Annotated in this window: 14 protein-coding genes; 4 read left to right on the top strand and 10 right to left on the bottom strand. The window is 63.3% G+C overall.

All coding sequences use genetic code 11. From position 1 onward, the window contains the following. Positions 1–66 precede the first annotated feature (66 nt). The 5 genes from IEV82_RS09790 to IEV82_RS09770 all read right to left on the bottom strand — a co-directional run bounded on the left by IEV82_RS09790 (position 67) and on the right by IEV82_RS09770 (position 5,034). Positions 67–552: a (2Fe-2S)-binding protein gene (locus IEV82_RS09790; protein ID WP_188481824.1), complete on the bottom strand. Its 486-nt coding sequence runs from the start codon at positions 550–552 to the stop codon at positions 67–69. A gap of 54 nt (positions 553–606) precedes the next feature. Further along, positions 607–1,140: an SRPBCC family protein gene (locus IEV82_RS09785; protein ID WP_188481823.1), complete on the bottom strand. Its 534-nt coding sequence runs from the start codon at positions 1,138–1,140 to the stop codon at positions 607–609. A 344-nt stretch (positions 1,141–1,484) separates the two neighbouring features. Beyond that, a complete protein-coding gene (gene der / locus IEV82_RS09780; protein ID WP_188481822.1) occupies positions 1,485–2,936 on the bottom strand; it encodes a ribosome biogenesis GTPase Der in 1,452 nt (483 codons plus the stop codon). Positions 2,937–3,003: 67 nt separating this feature from the next. Continuing rightward, the gene (locus IEV82_RS09775) at positions 3,004–4,323 is read right to left on the bottom strand and encodes an outer membrane protein assembly factor BamB family protein (RefSeq protein WP_308420414.1); all 1,320 of its coding nucleotides are present in this window, start codon (positions 4,321–4,323) and stop codon (positions 3,004–3,006) included. A gap of 54 nt (positions 4,324–4,377) precedes the next feature. Continuing rightward, a complete protein-coding gene (locus IEV82_RS09770) occupies positions 4,378–5,034 on the bottom strand; it encodes a tetratricopeptide repeat protein (protein ID WP_188481820.1) in 657 nt (218 codons plus the stop codon). 375 nt (positions 5,035–5,409) lie between these two features. Between IEV82_RS09770 and IEV82_RS09765 the strand changes: the two genes are divergently transcribed. The 3 genes from IEV82_RS09765 (at position 5,410) to IEV82_RS09755 (ending at position 10,790) form a co-directional block, all read left to right on the top strand. Then, positions 5,410–6,714 carry an efflux RND transporter periplasmic adaptor subunit gene (locus IEV82_RS09765; protein ID WP_188481819.1) on the top strand — a complete coding sequence of 435 codons (1,305 nt, stop codon included), beginning with the start codon at positions 5,410–5,412 and terminating at the stop codon, positions 6,712–6,714. Then, the gene (locus IEV82_RS09760; RefSeq protein WP_188481818.1) at positions 6,711–10,469 is read left to right on the top strand and encodes an efflux RND transporter permease subunit; all 3,759 of its coding nucleotides are present in this window, start codon (positions 6,711–6,713) and stop codon (positions 10,467–10,469) included. The genes IEV82_RS09765 and IEV82_RS09760 overlap by 4 nt, the downstream gene beginning before the upstream one ends. Before the next feature lie 141 nt (positions 10,470–10,610). Continuing rightward, positions 10,611–10,790 carry a VPEID-CTERM sorting domain-containing protein gene (locus IEV82_RS09755; protein WP_188481817.1) on the top strand — a complete coding sequence of 60 codons (180 nt, stop codon included), beginning with the start codon at positions 10,611–10,613 and terminating at the stop codon, positions 10,788–10,790. 75 nt (positions 10,791–10,865) lie between these two features. On the opposite strand, the gene xrtE is transcribed toward IEV82_RS09755, so the two are convergent. The 3 genes from xrtE to IEV82_RS09740 form a co-directional block, all read right to left on the bottom strand. Next, a complete protein-coding gene (xrtE, locus tag IEV82_RS09750) occupies positions 10,866–12,443 on the bottom strand; it encodes an exosortase E/protease, VPEID-CTERM system (RefSeq protein ID WP_188481816.1) in 1,578 nt (525 codons plus the stop codon). A 99-nt stretch (positions 12,444–12,542) separates the two neighbouring features. Next, positions 12,543–14,357 carry an ABCB family ABC transporter ATP-binding protein/permease gene (locus IEV82_RS09745; RefSeq protein WP_188481815.1) on the bottom strand — a complete coding sequence of 605 codons (1,815 nt, stop codon included), beginning with the start codon at positions 14,355–14,357 and terminating at the stop codon, positions 12,543–12,545. A gap of 62 nt (positions 14,358–14,419) precedes the next feature. Next, positions 14,420–15,979 carry a helicase HerA-like domain-containing protein gene (locus tag IEV82_RS09740; protein ID WP_188481814.1) on the bottom strand — a complete coding sequence of 520 codons (1,560 nt, stop codon included), beginning with the start codon at positions 15,977–15,979 and terminating at the stop codon, positions 14,420–14,422. A gap of 460 nt (positions 15,980–16,439) precedes the next feature. Between IEV82_RS09740 and IEV82_RS09735 the strand changes: the two genes are divergently transcribed. Next, a complete protein-coding gene (locus tag IEV82_RS09735; RefSeq protein WP_188481813.1) occupies positions 16,440–17,078 on the top strand; it encodes an invasion associated locus B family protein in 639 nt (212 codons plus the stop codon). Positions 17,079–17,115: 37 nt separating this feature from the next. On the opposite strand, the gene lpxB is transcribed toward IEV82_RS09735, so the two are convergent. Then, positions 17,116–18,279, bottom strand: a complete 1,164-nt coding sequence (lpxB, locus tag IEV82_RS09730) for a lipid-A-disaccharide synthase (RefSeq protein ID WP_188481812.1) — start codon at positions 18,277–18,279, stop codon at positions 17,116–17,118. Next, complete coding sequence (locus tag IEV82_RS09725) at positions 18,279–19,181, bottom strand: LpxI family protein (RefSeq protein ID WP_188481811.1); 903 nt, start codon at positions 19,179–19,181, stop codon at positions 18,279–18,281. The genes lpxB and IEV82_RS09725 overlap by 1 nt, the downstream gene beginning before the upstream one ends.

The following is a 19,181-nucleotide window of genomic DNA, read 5'->3' as shown; positions in this document are numbered from 1 at the left end:
GCCCGGCGGGCTTTCTTCGCGAAGACATCCCGTCCGGGATGGATGAGCGCTGCGAGTGATGATGACTTATTCCGCGGCGACCGCAGGCACGTCCTGACCGGACGCTGCCATGATGGCGCGCACGATGTTGTGGTACCCGGTGCAACGGCAGATATTGCCTTCGAGGTAGTCCCGCACTTCCGCCTCTGACGGCTTGGGGTTGTCCTTGAGCAGCGCCGCGGCCGACATCACCATGCCCGGCGTGCAGAAGCCGCACTGAAGGCCGTGGTAATCCTGGAACGCCTGCTGGATCACGTTGAGCGAGCCATCCGCATTCGCCATGCCTTCGATCGTCTTGATCTCGGCCCCGTCAGCTTCGGCTGCGAACATGGTGCAGGATTTGACCGCTTCGCCGTTCACATGCACCACGCAGGCACCGCATTGCGACGTGTCGCAGCCCACATGTGTGCCGGTCAGGCGCAGGTCGTCGCGCAGGAATTCAGTCAAGAGCGTGTTGCCCTTCACGTCGCCGGAAACGGATTTCCCGTTCACCGTCATCGTTACCTTAGTCATCAAATCCTCCCGTCGGAATTCGTTATCATGTGTTGTACAAGAGCCGCGCGCCAATCAGGACACGAGTTTCTTGAACCAGCCTTTTTTCGCTTCGCCGCCTTCGGCTTGCGGTGCGTCCGCGTCCGGCCCATCGGCCTCGGCCGGTTTCGGGCCTTCGACCGCGTCCTGGAAATTGGAGAAGAACTGGTCCGCCATCTTCTTGGCGAAACCGTCGATGATGCGGCTGCCCAGCTGCGCCAGCTTGCCGCCCACCTTGGCGTCCACGTCGTAATGCAGCTCTGTTCCGCCTTCGACCGGAACAAGCTTCACATCCGCGCCGCCCTTGGCGAACCCGGCGGCCCCGCCCTTGCCTTCGCCGGTCAGCGTCAGCGACTGGCCCGGCACCATTTCCGAGAGCACCACCGTGCCCTTGAACGTCGCCTTCACCGGCCCGACCTTCTGAACCACAGTGGCCTCGAAGCCCTCTTCGGCAGAGCCGCTCATCTCGGTGCAGCCGGGCACGCATTGCTTGAGAACTTCGGGATCGAGAATCGCCGCCCAGACCATTTCGGGGCTTGCGGCGATCGTGCGGGAATCGGTCATTTGCATGGTGTCGTCCTTCTTTGTCGGTCAGCCTAGGGGGTCGTACCGCCGAGGCATATAAGACCAATGGCTTAAGACATGGCGGCACCCTAACGGTGGGAAGGTGCGCGTGTCAGCCCATATTTTGAAAAACCCCTGCATGACGCCGAAAAGACAGCGCCTCGGGCCGTTTCGGGGGACATGGTCTTGCAAAACGGGATGGGTCACGGCGCTTTGAAGCGGATTTCCGGGCTGACGCCGTTCACCAGCAGGCTGAGCAGCCGCCACCGGCCGTTCAAAGACGCTTGCCAGCCAACATGAAATTCTCCGGACACCCTGCCGGGCACGCGGATCCGCAACAACCGCGCGGATCAGTCCTTGTTCTTGCCCAGGTGCTTTTTCAGCGCTCCGGCGTTGCGTTCGCGGCGGCCCTTGTAGGGGTTCTTGTCGCCCTGCCCGCGCAGTGTCAGGCGGATCGGCGTGCCCGGCATGTCGAAATCATCGCGCAGCCCGTTCACGAGGTAGCGCTTGTAGCTTTCGGGCATCTTGTCGGGGTGCGAGCACATCACGATGAAGCCGGGCGGCCGGGTCTTGGCCTGGGTCATGTAACGCAGCTTGATCCGCTTTCCCTGCGGCGCGGGAGGCGGGTGCTGGTCGAGCATCACCGCCAGCCAGCGGTTGAGCTGGGCTGTGGTCACGCGGCGGTTCCAGACGGTGTGGGCCTTGACGATGGCGGCTTGCAGGCGGTCGATACCGCGCCCGGTCTTGGCCGACACGGTGACGAGCGGCGCTCCGCGCAGTTGTGGGAGAAGACGTTCGAACTCCTCTTTCAGCATCTTCAGCTTGTCCTGCTTGTCGTCTTCCGTGTCCCATTTGTTAACGGCGATGACAACGGCGCGGCCTTCGCGTTCGGCCAGATCGGCGATGCGCAGATCCTGGCTCTCGAACGGGATCGCGGCGTCCAGCAGGACCACCACGACTTCGGCGAATTTGACCGCGCGCAGACCGTCGGACACGGACAGCTTTTCCAGCTTTTCCTGCACCTTGGCCTTCTTGCGCATGCCGGCGGTGTCGAAGATGCGCATGTGCACCCCGTCCCATTCGGTCTGGACGGAGATGGCGTCACGGGTGATTCCCGCCTCGGGGCCGGTCAGAAGCCGGTCTTCGCCGAGGATCTTGTTGATGAGCGTGGACTTGCCCGCGTTGGGCCGCCCAACAACCGCGATCTGAAGCGGCTTGGACTTGGTGATGGCGCGCGGTGCATCCGGGTCGTCATCGTCGACGTCCACTTCGGTTTCGGGGGCATCGGCGGCGGCGCGTTCGTCAAAGGCATCGGCAAGGGGTTGCAGCATCGCGTAGAGGTCGGGCATGCCTTCGCCATGTTCGGCGGAGATGCGCAGCGGCTCGCCAAGACCGAGAGCGTAGGCTTCCAGTACGCCCGCCTCGGCGGCGTTTCCTTCGGCCTTGTTGGCGCCAAGAATCACATGGGTTGCGCGCTTGCGCAGGATCTCGGCCAGCACTTCGTCGGCAGGGGTCACACCGACACGGGCGTCAATCAGGAAAAGGCAGATATCGGCCATGTCCACGGCGCGTTCAGTCAGCTTGCGCATCCGCCCCTGCAAGCTTTCGTCGGTAGCTTCTTCCAGACCGGCAGTGTCGATCACGGTAAAGCGCAGGTCACCCAGACGTGCCGCGCCTTCGCGCAGGTCGCGCGTCACGCCGGGCTGGTCGTCCACCAGTGCAAGCCGTTTGCCGACCAGCCGGTTGAACAGGGTCGATTTACCGACATTGGGGCGACCGACGATGGCGAGGGAGAAAGACATGGGCGAACAGGGCTCCGGTTCAGATCAAGCCGCCCGCCTAGCCTATTTCCCGCGCCTGCGAAAGGGGTCAGCGAAAGGCGTGCAGCACACCCGCCGTCGACACGACGTAAAGCGTGCCGTTGGCCACCACGGGACGGGTCGTCGCACCGCCGCGAATTTCCGTCTGGCTGACCAGATCACCCGAGGCCGGATCGAAGGCGCGGATGAACCCGTCCGAGGAGGCCACGATCAGACGCCCCCCGGCCATGATCGGCCCGTGATTGACAAAAGCCGAATCCCGGCGGCGTTGCGGGCGGCGGACTGGTTCGTATCCCGGCAGGTCCACGGCCCAGATGCGCGAACCGTCGGTTGCATCCAGACGCACCAGTTCGTTGAGGTCCGACACGACATAAACCGAGTTGCCCGCAGGCCAGACCGGGTCGAGTGCGCCGTGCTGCGCGGTCCAGAGGCGTTCGCCGGAATTGACGTTCAGCGCGACGACACGGCCGGAATGGTTGCCCGCGTAGACGGTGCTGCCGTCGATCACCGGATAGCCGGTGATGTCATCGACCAAGGCAATGGCGAAGCCACGCCGCGCACCGACGATATCGGCGCTCCAGAGGCGCAGGCCGCCCTGACGGAACGCGCCCTGCACGGCGCCGCTGCCGAAGGAGAAGACCACATGGGAATCGTTGACTGCGGGCGGAGCCGCACCGGCGACGTTGCCGATGTCGCCCAGACCGTCCGACTGCCAGCGGACGCGGCCATCCTCGGCCTCGATCGCCCAGGCCGTGCTGTCGCCCGCGACGACATAGACCAGACCGCCGAACACGGTGGGCGCGCCGGTGGCCGTGGCCTCGAGCCGCTGGGTCCAGATTTCCCGCCCGGTTGCGGCATCAAGCGCGGTCAGCGTGCCGAAACCGGAGGTCACATAGAGACGCCCGTTGTCGACCGCCAGCCCGCCTGCCAATGCCTGCGAGGCGTCATCGCGCACCGGCACGATGCTGTAGGACCAGAGTGCGGACCCGCTGGTGGAGGTGGCCGAGACCCGACCCGCGCTGTCGATGGTGAAGATGCGGCCATCCGCGACCACCGGGTCGGTGATGATGCGCGCACGGCGCTTGTCGCCTTCGCCGATGGAGGTGGCCCAGACCGGAGTGAGGTTGCCCGACAGCGCCGCGTTGGTTGTCCGCACCGAGGGGCTGACATGACTTTGCGGCCACGCGGCGTTGTTGACAGCCGCGGGCACCGTCGCTGCAACCGTGGTGTTTGGCGATGCAGCATCCGCGCCTGATCCGTCCTGCAGGATTTCGCGCACGCCCAGACGGTCGCCCGGCAGGATGATTTCGCGATCTGCACAGCCCGCCAAGACGCCGGTTGCGATCACGCTGGCCAAAATGAGTTTCACTTGCACTGCCCTGCCCTCGTCTTTTTGTCGTGTCGGACCTGTTCGGTCCTTCGATCAGGACGCCTCGATCTCGCCCCCCAGCGCCACAATCAACTGAGATGCGCGTCGGCGCAAGCCTGCAGTCAGTTCCGAATCCGCCAGAAGCGCATTCAGACGCGAGAGCGCGGCATCGGTGTCACCCGCCTCGATCTCGATCAGGGCCAGTTGTTCCTCGGCCAGAAGCCGCAGCGGCGCGCCGGGGGTGGCCATCGCCTCGAACGCGACGCGGCGTTCATCGAGACTCAGCGGGCTTTCGGGACGGGTCAGCGCCTTGAAGCTGGCGATCTGGCGGTAGATCTCGGGCAGATCGCCATTGGTCGCGGTGGCGTTCAACCGTTCGGCGGCGGCGGTGCCATTGCCGTCCAGCGCCTCTTCGGCGGCGATCAGCATGTCGAGCACGGCGTCGCTTTCGGCGGTGGGTGCCGCGATCTCGTCAAGCGCTGCAACGCGGTCGGAGGCGGCATCGTTTTCCAGCGCGGCAAGGATCGCATCGCCAAAGGTCTGCGCCTCTGCGGCCTGCGAGGCGCGGGTGTATTCGCGGTAGGCGGTGCCGCCGACCAGCAGCAGGACAGCCAGCACGGCGATCCAGCCATAGCGCCGCATCAGGACGAAAAGCCGGTCGCGGCGGACCTCTTCTGTCACCTCGTCGATAAAGCTGTCTGTATCGCTCACCCTCAAGCCCCCTGTGACGTGCGCCTCTTGGCCCGGCTTGACCCGAATGGACCCGGACGCGCGTGGATTTTGCCCCTCATACCGTGATGTGGCTCAGGTGCCAAGACGGGGTTTTGCGCGACAAAACCGCAACACAGGTCTGTGATTTGGGGCGTTTCGCACGAATCCTCGGCAAGGTTCACGAAAGACGCCACGCAAAAAGCTGAACGGTTCCGTTCAGCTTGAAAAAAGCTAGGCACAGGTTTAATCTGAACCGATCAGTTCACCGTATAAGTATTGTCTTCGGAATAACCGAGGACGAGATCGGGTACGGCGCCAGGGTTCGGGTGGTCTTCACCCGCTTAACGATAGAAGTGCAGGCACAAGGTTCGTCTGATGCGCATAGTCCCCCTAATCACCGCATGTCTTGTTGCGGCCCTCCTTTTTGGCATCGTGATCGAACGCGAACGGCTCTTTGCGCTGTTGTCCGGCATGAGCCCGCGTGTCGAGGCCGCTGAACCGGCCGAGGTGGTTGCCGAAGCACCCGCGCCCGAGCCGACTGCACCGGAAGACCCTGTCGCGGACGGCGTTGTCCGGGTGATGGCCAAGCGGTCGGTCGCGGAAGAGATCGGCACGCAGGTGCGGTTGCGCGGCGAGACAGAAGCGGCGCGGCAGGTGTCGGTCGTGTCTGAAGTGAGCGGCAAGATCATCTCGCCGCCGCTGCGCAAGGGTGCGTTTGTGGAAGAGGGAGAATTGCTGTGCTCGGTCGATCCCGGCACGCGCGAGCAGGCCGTTGCCGAAGCCCGCGCGCGGCTGGTCGAGGCCATGTCACGACGACCCGAGGTCGAGGCGCGCATCCCCGAGGCACAGGCCCGCGTGGCCGAAGCGAAGGCGCGGCTCGAAGAAGCCCGGATCAACGCCACAGCCGCCGATCGTCTGAGCGAGGGCGGATTCGCAAGCCAGACCCGGGTCGCCAATACCGAAGCCGCCGTCCAGAGCGCGATGGCCGCGATCACTACCGCAGAGGCGGGACTGAAGGCGGCTGAAGCCGGGTTGGACGGGTTGCAGGCGGGCATCGAAACCGCACAGGCCGCCGTGGACCGGGCCGAGACAGAAATCGACCGTCTGGAGATTACAGCCCCCTTCGCGGGTGTGCTTGAAACCGACACGGCGGAACTGGGCAGCCTGATGCAGCCGGGCGGGCTTTGTGCGACTGTGATCCAGCTTGATCCGATCAAGGTGGTGGGTTTTGTGCCGGAGACCGAGATCAACCGCGTCGAAGTGGGCGCGATGGCCGGAGCGCGGCTGAACGAGGGCCCGGACGTGCAGGCGCGCGTGTCTTTCCTGTCGCGCTCGGCTGATCCGACAACGCGGACATTCCGGGTCGAACTGACCGTGCCGAATTCTGATTTTGCCATTCGCGACGGTCAGACCGCCGAGATCCTGATCCAGTCGCAGGGTGTACTGGCGCACCTGCTGGCCGCGTCGTCGCTCACGCTGAACGACGAGGGCACCTTGGGCGTGCGGGTCATCGATGGTGACAGTGCCGCGCAATTCCTGCCGGTGACGGTGCTGCGCGACACGCCGAGCGGCGTTTACGTGACCGGCCTGCCCGAGCAGGTGGATGTCATCACCGTGGGTCAGGAATTCGTCACCGATGACGTGATCGTCGCCCCCAGCTTTGAAGAGGTCATCCAATGACCGGGATCGTGGATTGGGCCGCCGAACGCGCCCGCATGGTGCTGGCGTTCATCGCGCTGTCACTGGCCATCGGCACCTACGCCTATGTCGGTCTGCCAAAAGAGGGCGAGCCGGATATCGAAATCCCGGCGTTGTTCGTGTCGACCGTGTTTCCCGGCATCTCGGCCTCCGACAGCGAAACGCTGCTGGTCAAGCCGATGGAGACCGAGCTGGCCGACCTGGACGGTCTGAAGACCATGTCCGGCACCGCCGCCGAAGGCTATGCCGGTGTGGCGCTCGAATTCGAATTCGGATGGGACAAGTCGCAGGTCATGGCCGATGTGCGCGACGCGATGAACAAGGCGCAGTCCAAGTTCCCCGCCGGAGCCGAGCAATATTCGATCACCGAGATCAACTTTTCCGAATTCCCCATCGTCATCGTCAACCTGACCGGCCCGGTGCCGGAACGCACCATGGCGCGGGTTGCCAAGGATTTGCAGGACCGGCTGGAAACGCTGGATTCCGTGCTGGAAGCCGGGATCGCGGGCAATCGCGACGAGATGCTGGAAGTCGTGATCGACCCGCTGAAGCTCGAGAGTTACAACGTCACGGCCAGCGAATTGATCAATGTCGTCCAGAACAACAACCAGCTGATCGCGGCGGGCGAGTTGCGCAGCGAACAGGGCAGTTTCGCGGTCAAGATCCCGTCCAGCTTTGACGATCAGCGCGATGTCTACAACTTGCCGGTCAAGGTGAATGGGGACCGTGTGGTGACGCTCGGCGATCTGGCGACGATCAACCTGACCTTCGAGGACCGCGAGGGCACGGCGCGGTTCAACGGGGAAAAGACGCTTGCGCTTCAGGTCGTCAAGCGCAAGGGCTTCAACCTGATCGACACGGCGGACGCGGTGAAAGCCGAAGTGGCCGCTGCCGAAGCCAACTGGCCGCCCGAGTTGCAGGCGGCCGTCACCGTGGGCACGTCGAACGACCAGTCCCGCATCGTCGACAGCATGGTCAAGCAGCTGGAAGGATCGGTTCTGACCGCCATCGCTCTGGTGATGATCGTCGTGCTGGCGTCGTTGGGCCTGCGCGCCGCGCTGCTGGTGGGCTTTGCCATTCCGACCTCGTTCCTGCTGTGTTTCGTGTTCCTGTCGATCATGGGGGTCAGCATTTCCAACATCGTGATGTTCGGCCTGATCCTGGCCGTGGGCATGCTGGTCGACGGCGCCATCGTGGTGGTCGAATATGCGGACAAGCGCATCAAGGAAGGCACCGGCCCGATGCACGCGTATGTCGAGGCGGCCAAGCGGATGTTCTGGCCGGTGGTCAGCTCCACCGCAACGACGCTTTGCGCCTTCCTGCCGATGCTGTTCTGGCCGGGCGTTCCCGGCGAATTCATGGGCATGCTGCCGGTCACTCTGATCTTCGTGCTGTCGGCCTCACTGGTGGTGGCGCTGGTGTACCTGCCGGTCATGGGCGGCGTCACGGGCCGGTTCTCGAGGATGCTGGACCGGGCCTCTGAAGGGTTGCGCGCACGCACATCATGGCTGCTGCGCGCCGCGCTGGTGCCTGTGGTGCTGGGGCTGTTGCTCATCGGTGCGCTGCTGCTCCTGGACCCCGGCTTTCTGTTCCCGCCAGTTGCGGACGGCATCGCGGGCCATCTGCCGGGGATCGTGCTGTTCCTCGTGGGGGCGATCCTCGCCTCCATCGTGCTGGACGCCGCGTCGATCCGCTGGACCCGCAAGCGTGTCGACGGAAGCCGCCACCGGACGCTGTTCGGGTATTTCATCAAGTTCATCGCGGGCAACCCGATCATGCCCATCGTTGCGGCTGCCGGTGTTCTGGCCTTCGTGTTGAGCGTGTTCACCTATTTCGGCGAGAACAACAACGGCGTCGAATTCTTTGTCGAATCCGAACCCGAGCAGGCGATTGTCTATGTCCGGGCGCGCGGCAACCTGAGCCTGCCGGAAAAGGACGCGCTGGTGATGCGCGCCGAACAGATCGTGCTGGCCCATCCCGGCGTCAAGAACGCGTTTTCCTTTGCGGGTGAAGGCGGTCTGAACACCGATGCCAGCGGCGCGTCGGTGCCGAAAGACACCATCGGTCAGGTGCAGCTTGAAACGATCCCGTGGGAAGACCGTGCCGACCGGCCCGATCTGGACGGCGATCTGGTGATCGAGGAACTGGCGGAGCAGTTGAAAGTCATCCCCGGAGTCGAGATCGAGATCCTGTCGCAGAACCGGGGTCCGGCCAGCGGCAAGCCCGTGCACCTGCGGCTCAAGGCGGATGACTGGGACACGTTGCTGGCCTCCACCGCGACTGCCCGCGACAAGTTCGAGGCCACGCCGGGTCTGACCCTGATCGAAGACACCCTGCCCCTTCCCGGCATCGACTGGCAGATCGACGTGGATGTCGAAAAGGCCGGGCGTTATGGTGCGAACGTCGCCGTCGTCGGCGCAATGGTGCAGCTGGTCACGCGGGGCATCCTGCTTGACACGATGCGGGTCGACAGTTCGGATGAAGAAATCGAGATCCGCGTGCGCCTGCCCGAGGAAGACCGGTTCCTGTCGACGCTCGACACGCTGCGGGTGCGCACGGATGACGGGCTTGTGCCGCTGTCGAACTTCATCACCCGGCAGCCGGTGGCCAAGCTATCCGAGATCACCCGCGTCGATCAGAAGCGCTATTTCGACGTGAAGGCGGATGTGCTGCCCGGATTGTCCAAGGTGGTCATCGACGGCGCGGATGGCAGCACGACGCTTGCAACTTTGCAGGAGCGCGAGGGTGGCGCGATCACGGGGCCGAATGGGAACACTTATGCGCTGCTGGGCACAGAGACAGTCGCGGCCTCAGAGGTCACGGCGGCACTGGAGGATGGCGCGCGCATCGTGCCGGTCAATGCCAACGAGCGCATCGCCGAACTGACGACATGGCTCGAGACCGGCCCCCTGCCCGGAATCGACTGGGAATGGACCGGCGATCAGGAAGAACAGGCCGAAAGCCAGGCCTTTCTCGGCAAGGCCTTTGGTGCCGCGCTCGGGCTGATGTTCATCATCCTGCTGGCGCAGTTCAACAGCTTCTATAACGCGACACTGGTGCTGCTTGCCGTGGTCCTGTCCACCGCGGGCGTGCTGATCGGGATGCTGGTCATGGACCAGACGTTCAGCATCATCATGACCGGAACCGGGATCGTCGCCCTGGCAGGGATCGTGGTGAACAACAACATTGTCCTGATCGACACCTATCAGGAATACAGTCGTTACATGCCGCGGATCGAGGCCATCGTGCGCACCGCCGAGGACCGCATCCGACCAGTGCTGCTGACCACGATCACCACGATGGCGGGTCTTGCGCCGATGATGTTCGGCCTCAGCCTCGATTTCTTCGGGGGCGGCTATTCAATCGACAGCCCGACCGCGCTTTGGTGGAAACAATTGGCCACGGCGGTGGTGTTCGGTCTGGGCATCGCGACGGTCCTGACACTGGTTTTCACGCCGGCGATGCTGGCGGCGCGGGTCTGGTTCGGCACCTATGCGCTCTGGGCCCTGCGATTGGTGGCCCGTCTTGGTGGCGGTCGCGCCAGCCGTGACTGGGCGTTGCAGCGCGCTGCACGTCAGGTCAAATCCCCGACGATCCTGTGGGAAGACGACGATACGCAGCCCGCTTCCGAGTACGAAGAGGGCTTGACCGGGGCCCCCGCGTTGGAGGATCTCAAGCGAGTCCTTCAGCGGTCGCAGGCCAATGATGGCACGCCCCCTGTCCGGGCTGCCGAATAATTGGGCAGCATTGTTGAAGGGCTTTCGGCTATTTTAGCAAAAGTTGATGATTGTTGCGCATTTGTGAACGAAACAACACTCTAGCTTGGAGAATTCGACTTTTTTGTGTAGCAAAGAATCGCTGCTATGTAGGAGGTAATTATGTGGTGGGATAGTTGGCGTATCTTTTTCGGCGGTGGAAGCACAGTTGGCGGTGGAACCACACCTACGGTGTCCTCGTCCGTTCCGGAAATTGACGCAAGCAGTGGCGCACTTGCGCTTGCTGTGGTTGCCGCAGCGATGCTGTTGGCTTGGGAAGTGCGTCGCCGCAATCGCGCGTGATGGACTCTCGAATACAATCGGCATTCGGCGGTTTCGTCGGATGCCTTTTTTATGTCTTGCACCCAAGGCGCCAGATCAGATCAGTGACCACTGACCCGTGACAAGCGCCGCTGTCGCGATCAACCCGTTGGCGACCGCATGGGCCACAATGGCGTCGAACACCCTGCCCCGTCTGAGCAGCACCAGCGCAAAGATCACACCTGCAATGGCTGCGGTCAGCGGTCGGGAATGCAGTGCCGCGAACCCTGCGGTGGTTATCGCGATGGCCGCTACCCTGCGCAGCACGCTGCCATCGTCGATCAGGCTGAAGAGATAGCCTCGGAAGAACAGTTCTTCGACGATCGGCACAAGAAGAGCGGTTCCGATCACCCGCAGCGCCACCCAAACCGTGAGCGCCAACGCTCCAAACTCGGCCAGTGACGCATATGGCGTGGCCGGTTCGGCGGTAACGATCCAGCCGATGCCGATCAGCAGCCCCGCAGCACAGGCCACAAGATCAATGTTGCGCGTCAGTGCCAGCACCGGCTTGCGGAAAATCCACAAGGCCAGCGCCATCGCCGCGACCTGAACGCCGTACCAGACCTCGGGTGTCTGCGAGAACGTGTGGACCACCAGCGCGGACAGCATGAAGGCAAGGAACGGCACGATGAACGCCGCTGACCTGTCCTCGGTCAGCGGTGGATGCTTGATCTTGGGCGCGGTTTTGGCGGTCTTGCTGAGGCCCGGCAGGATGTTGACGATGGTCAGGATCAGCAGCGCCAGCAGCGTGAAGGACAGCCAACCCGCAAAGCTGTGAAAGCCATTCACGGCCAATTCGGGCGACATGTAGGCCCCGATCAGGATCAGCACGGTGATGCGGACGACATTGAGGATGAAGCTCAGGACAAGGGCTGCAGGCCAGACGATCAGCCAGAACCGGCCCATGCGCAGGTCATCCTTCATCATAAGCGCGTAGATCGCCATGAAGGCCGTGGTCAGCGCCAGACCTTCGATGCCGGAACAGGATTCGGCCACCTCCACGTAAAACTCGACGATCCCGATGGTTGCGAGATCAAGGTTGACGAACACGTCATTGCCGAGGATCGCGAGCATCACTGCAACGCTGTAGAAGGTGGCAAGCTGGAGCGTGTCCGACCAGTTCCACACCAGTCCGATGGTCCATGCCAGCGACGGGATCAGCAAAGAGATCGCGATGGTCGGCAGCAGAAGTTGCGCGTGATCGCGGTACAGGTCGCGCCACGCGGACGCGGGCATCAGCCAGAGTGCGCCGCCGACAAGCGCCGCGATGCCCCCAACGGCCAGCGTCAGCAGAAACGGCAGCACGTAAGCGAGCATTTGGCCGTCACTTAGGAACAGGTTTGGCGCGACAATCAGCAACAGCCCGGCGACATGGACAGCCGCCCAGAGGCGCGACCGGTCGCCGCCTGTCGCGGATTTGACGACCAGACTCTCGCGCAAGGACGGCTGGAACAGCAGCAAGACCGCAAAGCCCGCAGCAAGGCACAGGCCCAGCACCATCGCCAGACGTATCCCACGGCAGAAAACAAACAAATCCGTCTGGCGGCATTCAAAGCTGCTGAACACCTGATACAAGGCGACGATGGCAACGGCTTCGACCAGCAAGAGGGCTTGTGAGAGGATCAGTCGGGACATCGTTACACCTTGCTCGTCACCATGATAACGGCGCAAACCATGACTGCTTGAGCGGGCCATTTTGTGACCCTCACATGATCATTCGCGGCCTGTTTCTTGTCAGGCTGCCTCTTCCTCCTGCATTTGCCGGTTCCACAGCGCGGCATAGCGGCCCTGATTGGCCAGCAAACCGTCATGTGATCCTTCCTCGACGACCTCACCATTTTCGAGCACCACGATACGGTCGGCATCCGAGATGGTGGACAGGCGGTGCGCGATGGTGATGACCGTGCGCCCCTCGCCGGCCAGCCTGAGCGCGCCCTGAATGGACGCCTCGGTTTCGGAATCGAGAGCCGATGTCGCCTCGTCAAGGATGAGGATCGGCGGGTTCTTGAGCAGCGTGCGCGCGATGCCGACACGCTGCTTCTCGCCACCCGAGAGCTTGAGCCCGCGTTCGCCCACCATCGTGTCATAGCCCTCGGGCAGCGACAGGATGAAATCGTGGATCTGCGCGGCGCGGGCAGCGGAGATGATGTCCTCCTCGCTGGCATTGGCGCGGCCGTAGGCGATGTTGTAGCGGATGCTGTCATTGAAAAGCACCGTGTCCTGCGGCACCACGCCGATGGCGTCGTGCAGGCTGTCCTGTGTCACGTCGCGCACGTCCTGCCCGTCGATCCGCACCGCGCCATCGACCACGTCATAGAAGCGGAACAACAACCGCCCGATGGTGGATTTGCCCGACCCGGACGACCCGACAAGGGCGACATTCTCGCCAGAGCGAACCTTGAGCGACACGCCTTTGAGGATGGGGCGCTTGGGATCATAGCCGAATTTTACGTTGTCGAATTCGACCGCGCCTTTTGTCACCTTGAGATCGGGCGCACCGGGTTTGTCCGACACTTCCTGCGGCTGTTCAAGCAGGTCGAACATCTCTCCCATATCGACCAGCGACTGACGAATTTCGCGGTAGACCGTGCCAAGGAAATTGAGCGGCATGGTGATCTGGATCATGTAGGCGTTGACCATGACAAACTCGCCCACGGTGATCGTGCCCGCCTGCACGCCAAATGCTGCCATGACCATGACCAGCACCAGCCCCGCCGTGATGATGACGCTTTGCCCGAAGTTCAGCAGCGCCAGCGATGTGGCGGTTTTGATCGCGGCACCCTCGTACGCCTCCATCGACTGGTCATAGCGCCCGGCTTCGCGGGATTCGGCGCCGAAATACTTGACGGTCTCGAAGTTGAGCAGGCTGTCGATCGCCTTTTGGTTGGCGTCGGTGTCCTGTTCGTTCATCTCGCGGCGCAGGCGGACGCGCCATTCGGTGACCTTGAAAGTGAACCAGACATAGATGGCGATGGTGATGAGGACGACCGCCATGTAGCGGACATCGAGCAGCCACACCAGGACAAGACAGATCAGCAGCAACTCGAGGATCAGCGGTCCGACGCTGAACAGCATGAAGCGCAGCAGGAAATCGACGCCCTTGACCCCGCGTTCGATGATGCGGCTCAGCCCGCCGGTCTTGCGCGTGATGTGATAGCGCATCGACAGGCGGTGGATATGGGTGAAGGTTTCCAGCGCCAGCATCCGCAGGGCACGTTGTCCGACGCGGGCAAACACCCCGTCGCGCAATTGCTGGAAGCCCACGTTCATCAGCCGGGCCACACCGTAGGCCAGCGTCAGACCGACGCCGCCCAGAACGAGGTCGGACGCCTGCCCCGACAGCGCATCGACCGCGCGCCCGAACAGCAGCGGCGCGAGCATGTTGACGATCTTGGCCAGCACGAGGCTGACAATCGCGATCACCACGCGGCGCTTCACCCATGGCTTGTCATCGGGCCAGAGATACGGCCCAACCTTGCGGATGGTGCGCAAGCCGGAGCGGCGTTCGTCGGCAGCCAGTTGGGCGTCGGTCGTGATGTCGGCGGGCATGTGGTGTCTTTCGTCCTGTTAGACGCCCTGACTTAACCCGCCAGCGCCCAAAGGACCAGTGCTCAGCGGGCCTTGAAGAGCCCCCCGAGGATGCCGCGCACGATCCGACGCCCCGTTGTGCCCTTGAGCTCTTTGATCACCACATTGGCAATCGCCTCACCAATGCTTTCATCCTTGCGGCTGGTCCGGGTCGTGCGGGTCGGTTGCGAGGTGGAGCGCCCGACGCGGGTGCCGGTATAGCGTCGTCCGGCGGTGTATTCGCGCATCGCCGCGTGCAGCTCCGCCTCTTTCTGTTCCGCCTGTTCGGCGGCAGCGGCGGCCTCGGTGGTGCGCTGCGCCAGGATCTCGAAAGCCGATTGCCGGTCGAGCCGCTGGGTGTACTTGGCGCCCAGATCGCTGGCTCCCATGATTCCGCCGCGTTCGGCGGGGGTGATCGGGCCAAGCTGGGAAGACGGTGGACGGATCAGCGTGCGTTCGACCACGCCGGGGATGCCCTTGCGTTCGAGCATCGAGGTCACGGCCTCGCCTACGCCGACCTCGCGGATCGCCTGTTCGGTATCAAAGGCAGGGTTTTCGCGATAGGTTTCAGCCGCCATGCGCAGCGCCTTGCGGTCACGCGCGGTAAAGGCACGCAGCGCGTGCTGTACGCGGTTGCCCAGCTGACCCAGGATGTCTTCAGGCACGTCATCGGGGTTCTGCGTGATGAAATAGACGCCCACCCCCTTGGACCGGATCAGGCGCGCCACCTGTTCGACCTTGTCCACCAGCGCCTTTGGCGCGTCGTCAAAGAGCAGATGCGCCTCGTCGAAAAAGAACACCAGCTTGGGTTTGTCGGGGTCGCCCACTTCGGGCAGGTCCTCGAAAAGCTCGGACAAGAGCCACAGCAGGAAAGTGGCGTAAAGGCGCGGCGATCCCATCAGTTTGTCCGCGGCAAGGATGTTCACCTGCCCCCGCCCCTCCGCATCGGTGCGCATCAGGTCGCGCAGTTCCAGAGCGGGTTCACCGAAGAAATCGGCCCCGCCCTGATTTTCAAGCACCAAGAGCCTGCGCTGGATCGCGCCCACGGATTGCACCGCGATATTGCCATAGCGCAGGGAAACGCCGTCGCGGTTCTCGCCCAGCCAGACCAGCATGGATTGCAGGTCTTTGAGATCGAGCAGCGGCAGGCCTTCTTCGTCGGCGACGCGGAAGGCGATGTTGAGAATGCCCTCCTGTGCCTCGGACAGTTCCAGCAGGCGCGAGATCAGCAGCGGCCCCATTTCGGCAACGGTGGTGCGGATCGGATGCCCTTGATCGCCGAAGAGGTCCCAGAACGTGACGGGGAAGGCGCGGTAGGCGTAATCGTCAAAGCCGATGGTCCGTGCGCGGTCGGTAAAGGGCTGATGCAGCTTGAAATCGGGGCTGCCGGGTTTGGCAAGACCGGACAGATCGCCTTTGACATCGGCCATGAACACCGGAACGCCATGGGCGGAAAACCCTTCGGCGAGAATTTGCAGCGTCACCGTCTTGCCGGTGCCCGTGGCCCCCGCGACAAGGCCGTGCCGGTTCGCGTAATCGAGCCGCAGCCATTGACGGACGCCGTAACCCTCGCCGCCACCACCTACAAATACACCGTTTTCCATATTTTAGCCCCGACACAAAATTTCAAGAACCGACCATACAAACTTAACATTTTGCCGCCAGTCTGTATTTGTCCCGGGTCGACATGATCCCTCTCGATCCGGGCGATCCTCCCTGTTGGACTGGCCACGCTGCAAAGCGTGGCCTTTTTTTGTGATTTCAGGATTGGATATTGCCTGTTGACGCTTTTGATTTCATTTCGTAGCGTTCGATCAATAATAGTCGGCCGGTCCGACAGGGAGCATGAAAGGGAAGACACTCCACTGTGTCTTCCCTTTTAATTTCAAATAGCTGCGCGCCAGTTTTCAACCGTCACATGAAGCCGTGCCGCGTGCGGGTCACGCAGCGGCAAGCGCAAGAATCCGCCGTCCTGACGATCACGTTTTCGCCTTTTGGCCTGACAGCGCGCAGCACCCGTGATAACGCACGGGCAAACATGACTGACGCTTCAAAGAGGACTTCATGACCAAATCGTTTTTGCTTCTGACCACGATTGCCAGCTTTGCCCTCGGCGCTGCCGCTTGGGCGCAGGAGACCCCCGCACCCGAAGCCACCGAAGCGCCTGCAGCAGACGCGACTGAAGCTCCGGCAGCCGTTGCGGACCCGTTGGGGCTGGACACCGGCGAGCCTGTGACCGAGCCGAACGCCGACAACAACACCTATGTCAAGAACACCCACGGCGACTGGGCCATCCAGTGCCTGCGCGTTCAGGAAGGGCCGGAGCCCTGCCAGATGTACCAGCTTCTGAAGGATCCGAACGGCGGCAACGTGGCCGAGGTCAGCATCTTCGGTCTGCCAAATGGTGGACAGGTCGCGGCGGGAGGCACGTTCATCGTGCCGCTGGAAACGTTGCTGACCGAAAAGCTGAACATCCGCGTCGATTCCGGTCAGGCCAAGCGCTATGACTATTCGTTCTGCACCACCATCGGGTGCTATGCCCGCGTCGGCTTCACCGCCGAGGACATTGCCGCATTCCGCAAGGGCAGCTTGGCGAACATCACCATCGTCCCGGCGCTTGCACCGGACCAGCTTGTGACCGTGGCGATGTCGCTCTCGGGCTTTACGGCAGCCTATGACGAAATCATCGCCGCGCAGCAGTAACGCCAGAGGGTCATTCTTTCGGACGAACGGGGGCGGATCAGCGGATCGCGCCCCCGTTTAAATTCAGACCGTCCAGCACCGCGAGGGCGGCGCGTTCACCGGGGGGCAAGCCGCCCTTTCCAAGCCGCTCCATCGTCAGGTCCATCGCTGCGCGCTGCTGTTCCGGCGCGTCCAGCAGGGCTGAAACGGCCTCCGAGATCAGGAGCGGCTGACAGGCTTCTCCGATGAATTCGGGCACCACACGCGTCTCTGACACCAGGTTCACAAGGGTGACCGTGTCCACCAGCAACATCCGCCCGATGATCTGCCGCGACAGCCAGTTCATGTCATAGGCGATGACCATCGGCGTGTCCGATGCCGCAAGCTCGAGCGACACGGTGCCCGACGCCGCCACCGCCACGTCTGCCGCCGCAAAGGCTGCGTGCTTGGTGGCCATGCCGTCGGTCTCGGGATTGAGGATGATCGGCTTCACCAGCCATCCGCTCACCGCCTCTGCCACACGCGTTGCCACGTTGGGCGCGGCGGGCAGGACAAAGCGCAGATCGGGTCGTTTCGCGTGCAGGTCGGCCACCACATCGGCAAAGATCGGCAAAAGACGCGACACCTCGCTGCGGCGTGATCCCGGCAGGATCAGGGCCAGAGGTGCGTCGCCAATTCCGTGGACTGCACGAAACGCCGCCACCTCTTCGGGTGTGGCGACGGGATCGGTGACCACCGGGTGGCCCACGAAATCACAACGCATGCCCGCGGCTTCCATGTAAGGCGGCTCGAATGGCAGAAGCGCCAGAACCTGGTCGATATGGGCGGCCATCTTTTTTGCCCGCCCCGGTCGCCATGCCCAGACAGTCGGTGCCACGTAATGCACGGTGCGGATATCGCTGCGCGCCTTGACCAGCTTGGCCACACGCAAGCCGAATTCCGGCAGGTCGATCGTGATGAGCACATCCGGTTTGGCCGCGATCACCGCATCGGCCGTCTGGCGAATGCGTGCCTTGAGCGCGCGGTATTGCGAAAGGATTTCGGTGATGCCCATGATCGAGATCTCGTCCATGGGAAACAGGCTCTGCAGGCCTTCGGCGATCATGCGGTCGCCGCCGATGCCCTCGAAGTTGACATCGGGGCGGTGTTTGCGCAGCCCTGCCATCAGCGCAGCACCCAGCTTGTCGCCCGAGGCTTCTCCTGCGACGACGAAGACCCGCATCAGACGCTTTTGTCCCGCACCCAGAGGAAGAGGCCCAAGGCATCGCAGCGCGCCACGGTTTTCGCGCGGTCGAGGATCATCACGCCGCCCGCTTCGATCACGATGCCCGCCAACCCGGCAGCCGCCACCGCGTCGGGAGTGCTGGCCCCGATCACCGGCAGATCCGCGCGGCGGTCCTGTCCGGGTTTGGGGGCCTTGAACAGGATACCGCCTTCCGAGACCGAAGTGCCCCCCGTCAACCAGTCGGTCGCATCGCCAAGCAACCCGCCGAACATGTCGCTGGCGGTGTTGATCGGATTGGTCAGGAAATCGCCGCTGCCCGCCGCACGGTCGCGCGCCAGACGGGTGAGCATCGCATCGGTTCCGGCGGCATCCTCGCGGGCCAGCACGGAGTCGCCGCGCACCACGCAGGCCTGCCCTGCATCGCGCACGCCCATCGCAGCAACCGTGCGTTCAGCCAACCGCGCCTCGGCGGTGTTCTGGGGCGCGTATGTCTTGAGCGTCGGCACACCCTCGGACGAAATCAGATCGGGCACGAGGTCATCTACCGCTGCAACGCTCAGACCGGCCTCCTGAAAGAGGTCCATCACGATGCGCAGCGCGCCGTCGTCACCCGAGGTCAGCGCGGTTTGCAGGCGCGGCACCAGCGGGACTGTTTTCGCATCAAGGCGTGCGGGATCGATCGGTGGGCGGCGGATGGCCCCGCACAGACACACCTGCGTCACGCCGCGCGATGTGAGCGTGCCCAGCAGCGTACCCAGCGTTTCGAGGTGGAAGGTCAGATCGGCGGTCAGCCCATCGGGTTCAAACCCCTTCAGCACGCAGATCAGCGGGCGCTGGTCCTGCGCCTCGGCGACAATGCGCGGCAAACGCCCCTTCCCGCAGATCAGCGCCAGCGTCAT

Source organism: Marivita lacus, assembly GCF_014637725.1.
GTDB lineage: Bacteria > Pseudomonadota > Alphaproteobacteria > Rhodobacterales > Rhodobacteraceae > Marivita > Marivita lacus.
This window is presented reverse-complemented; position numbering and strand designations above follow the sequence as displayed.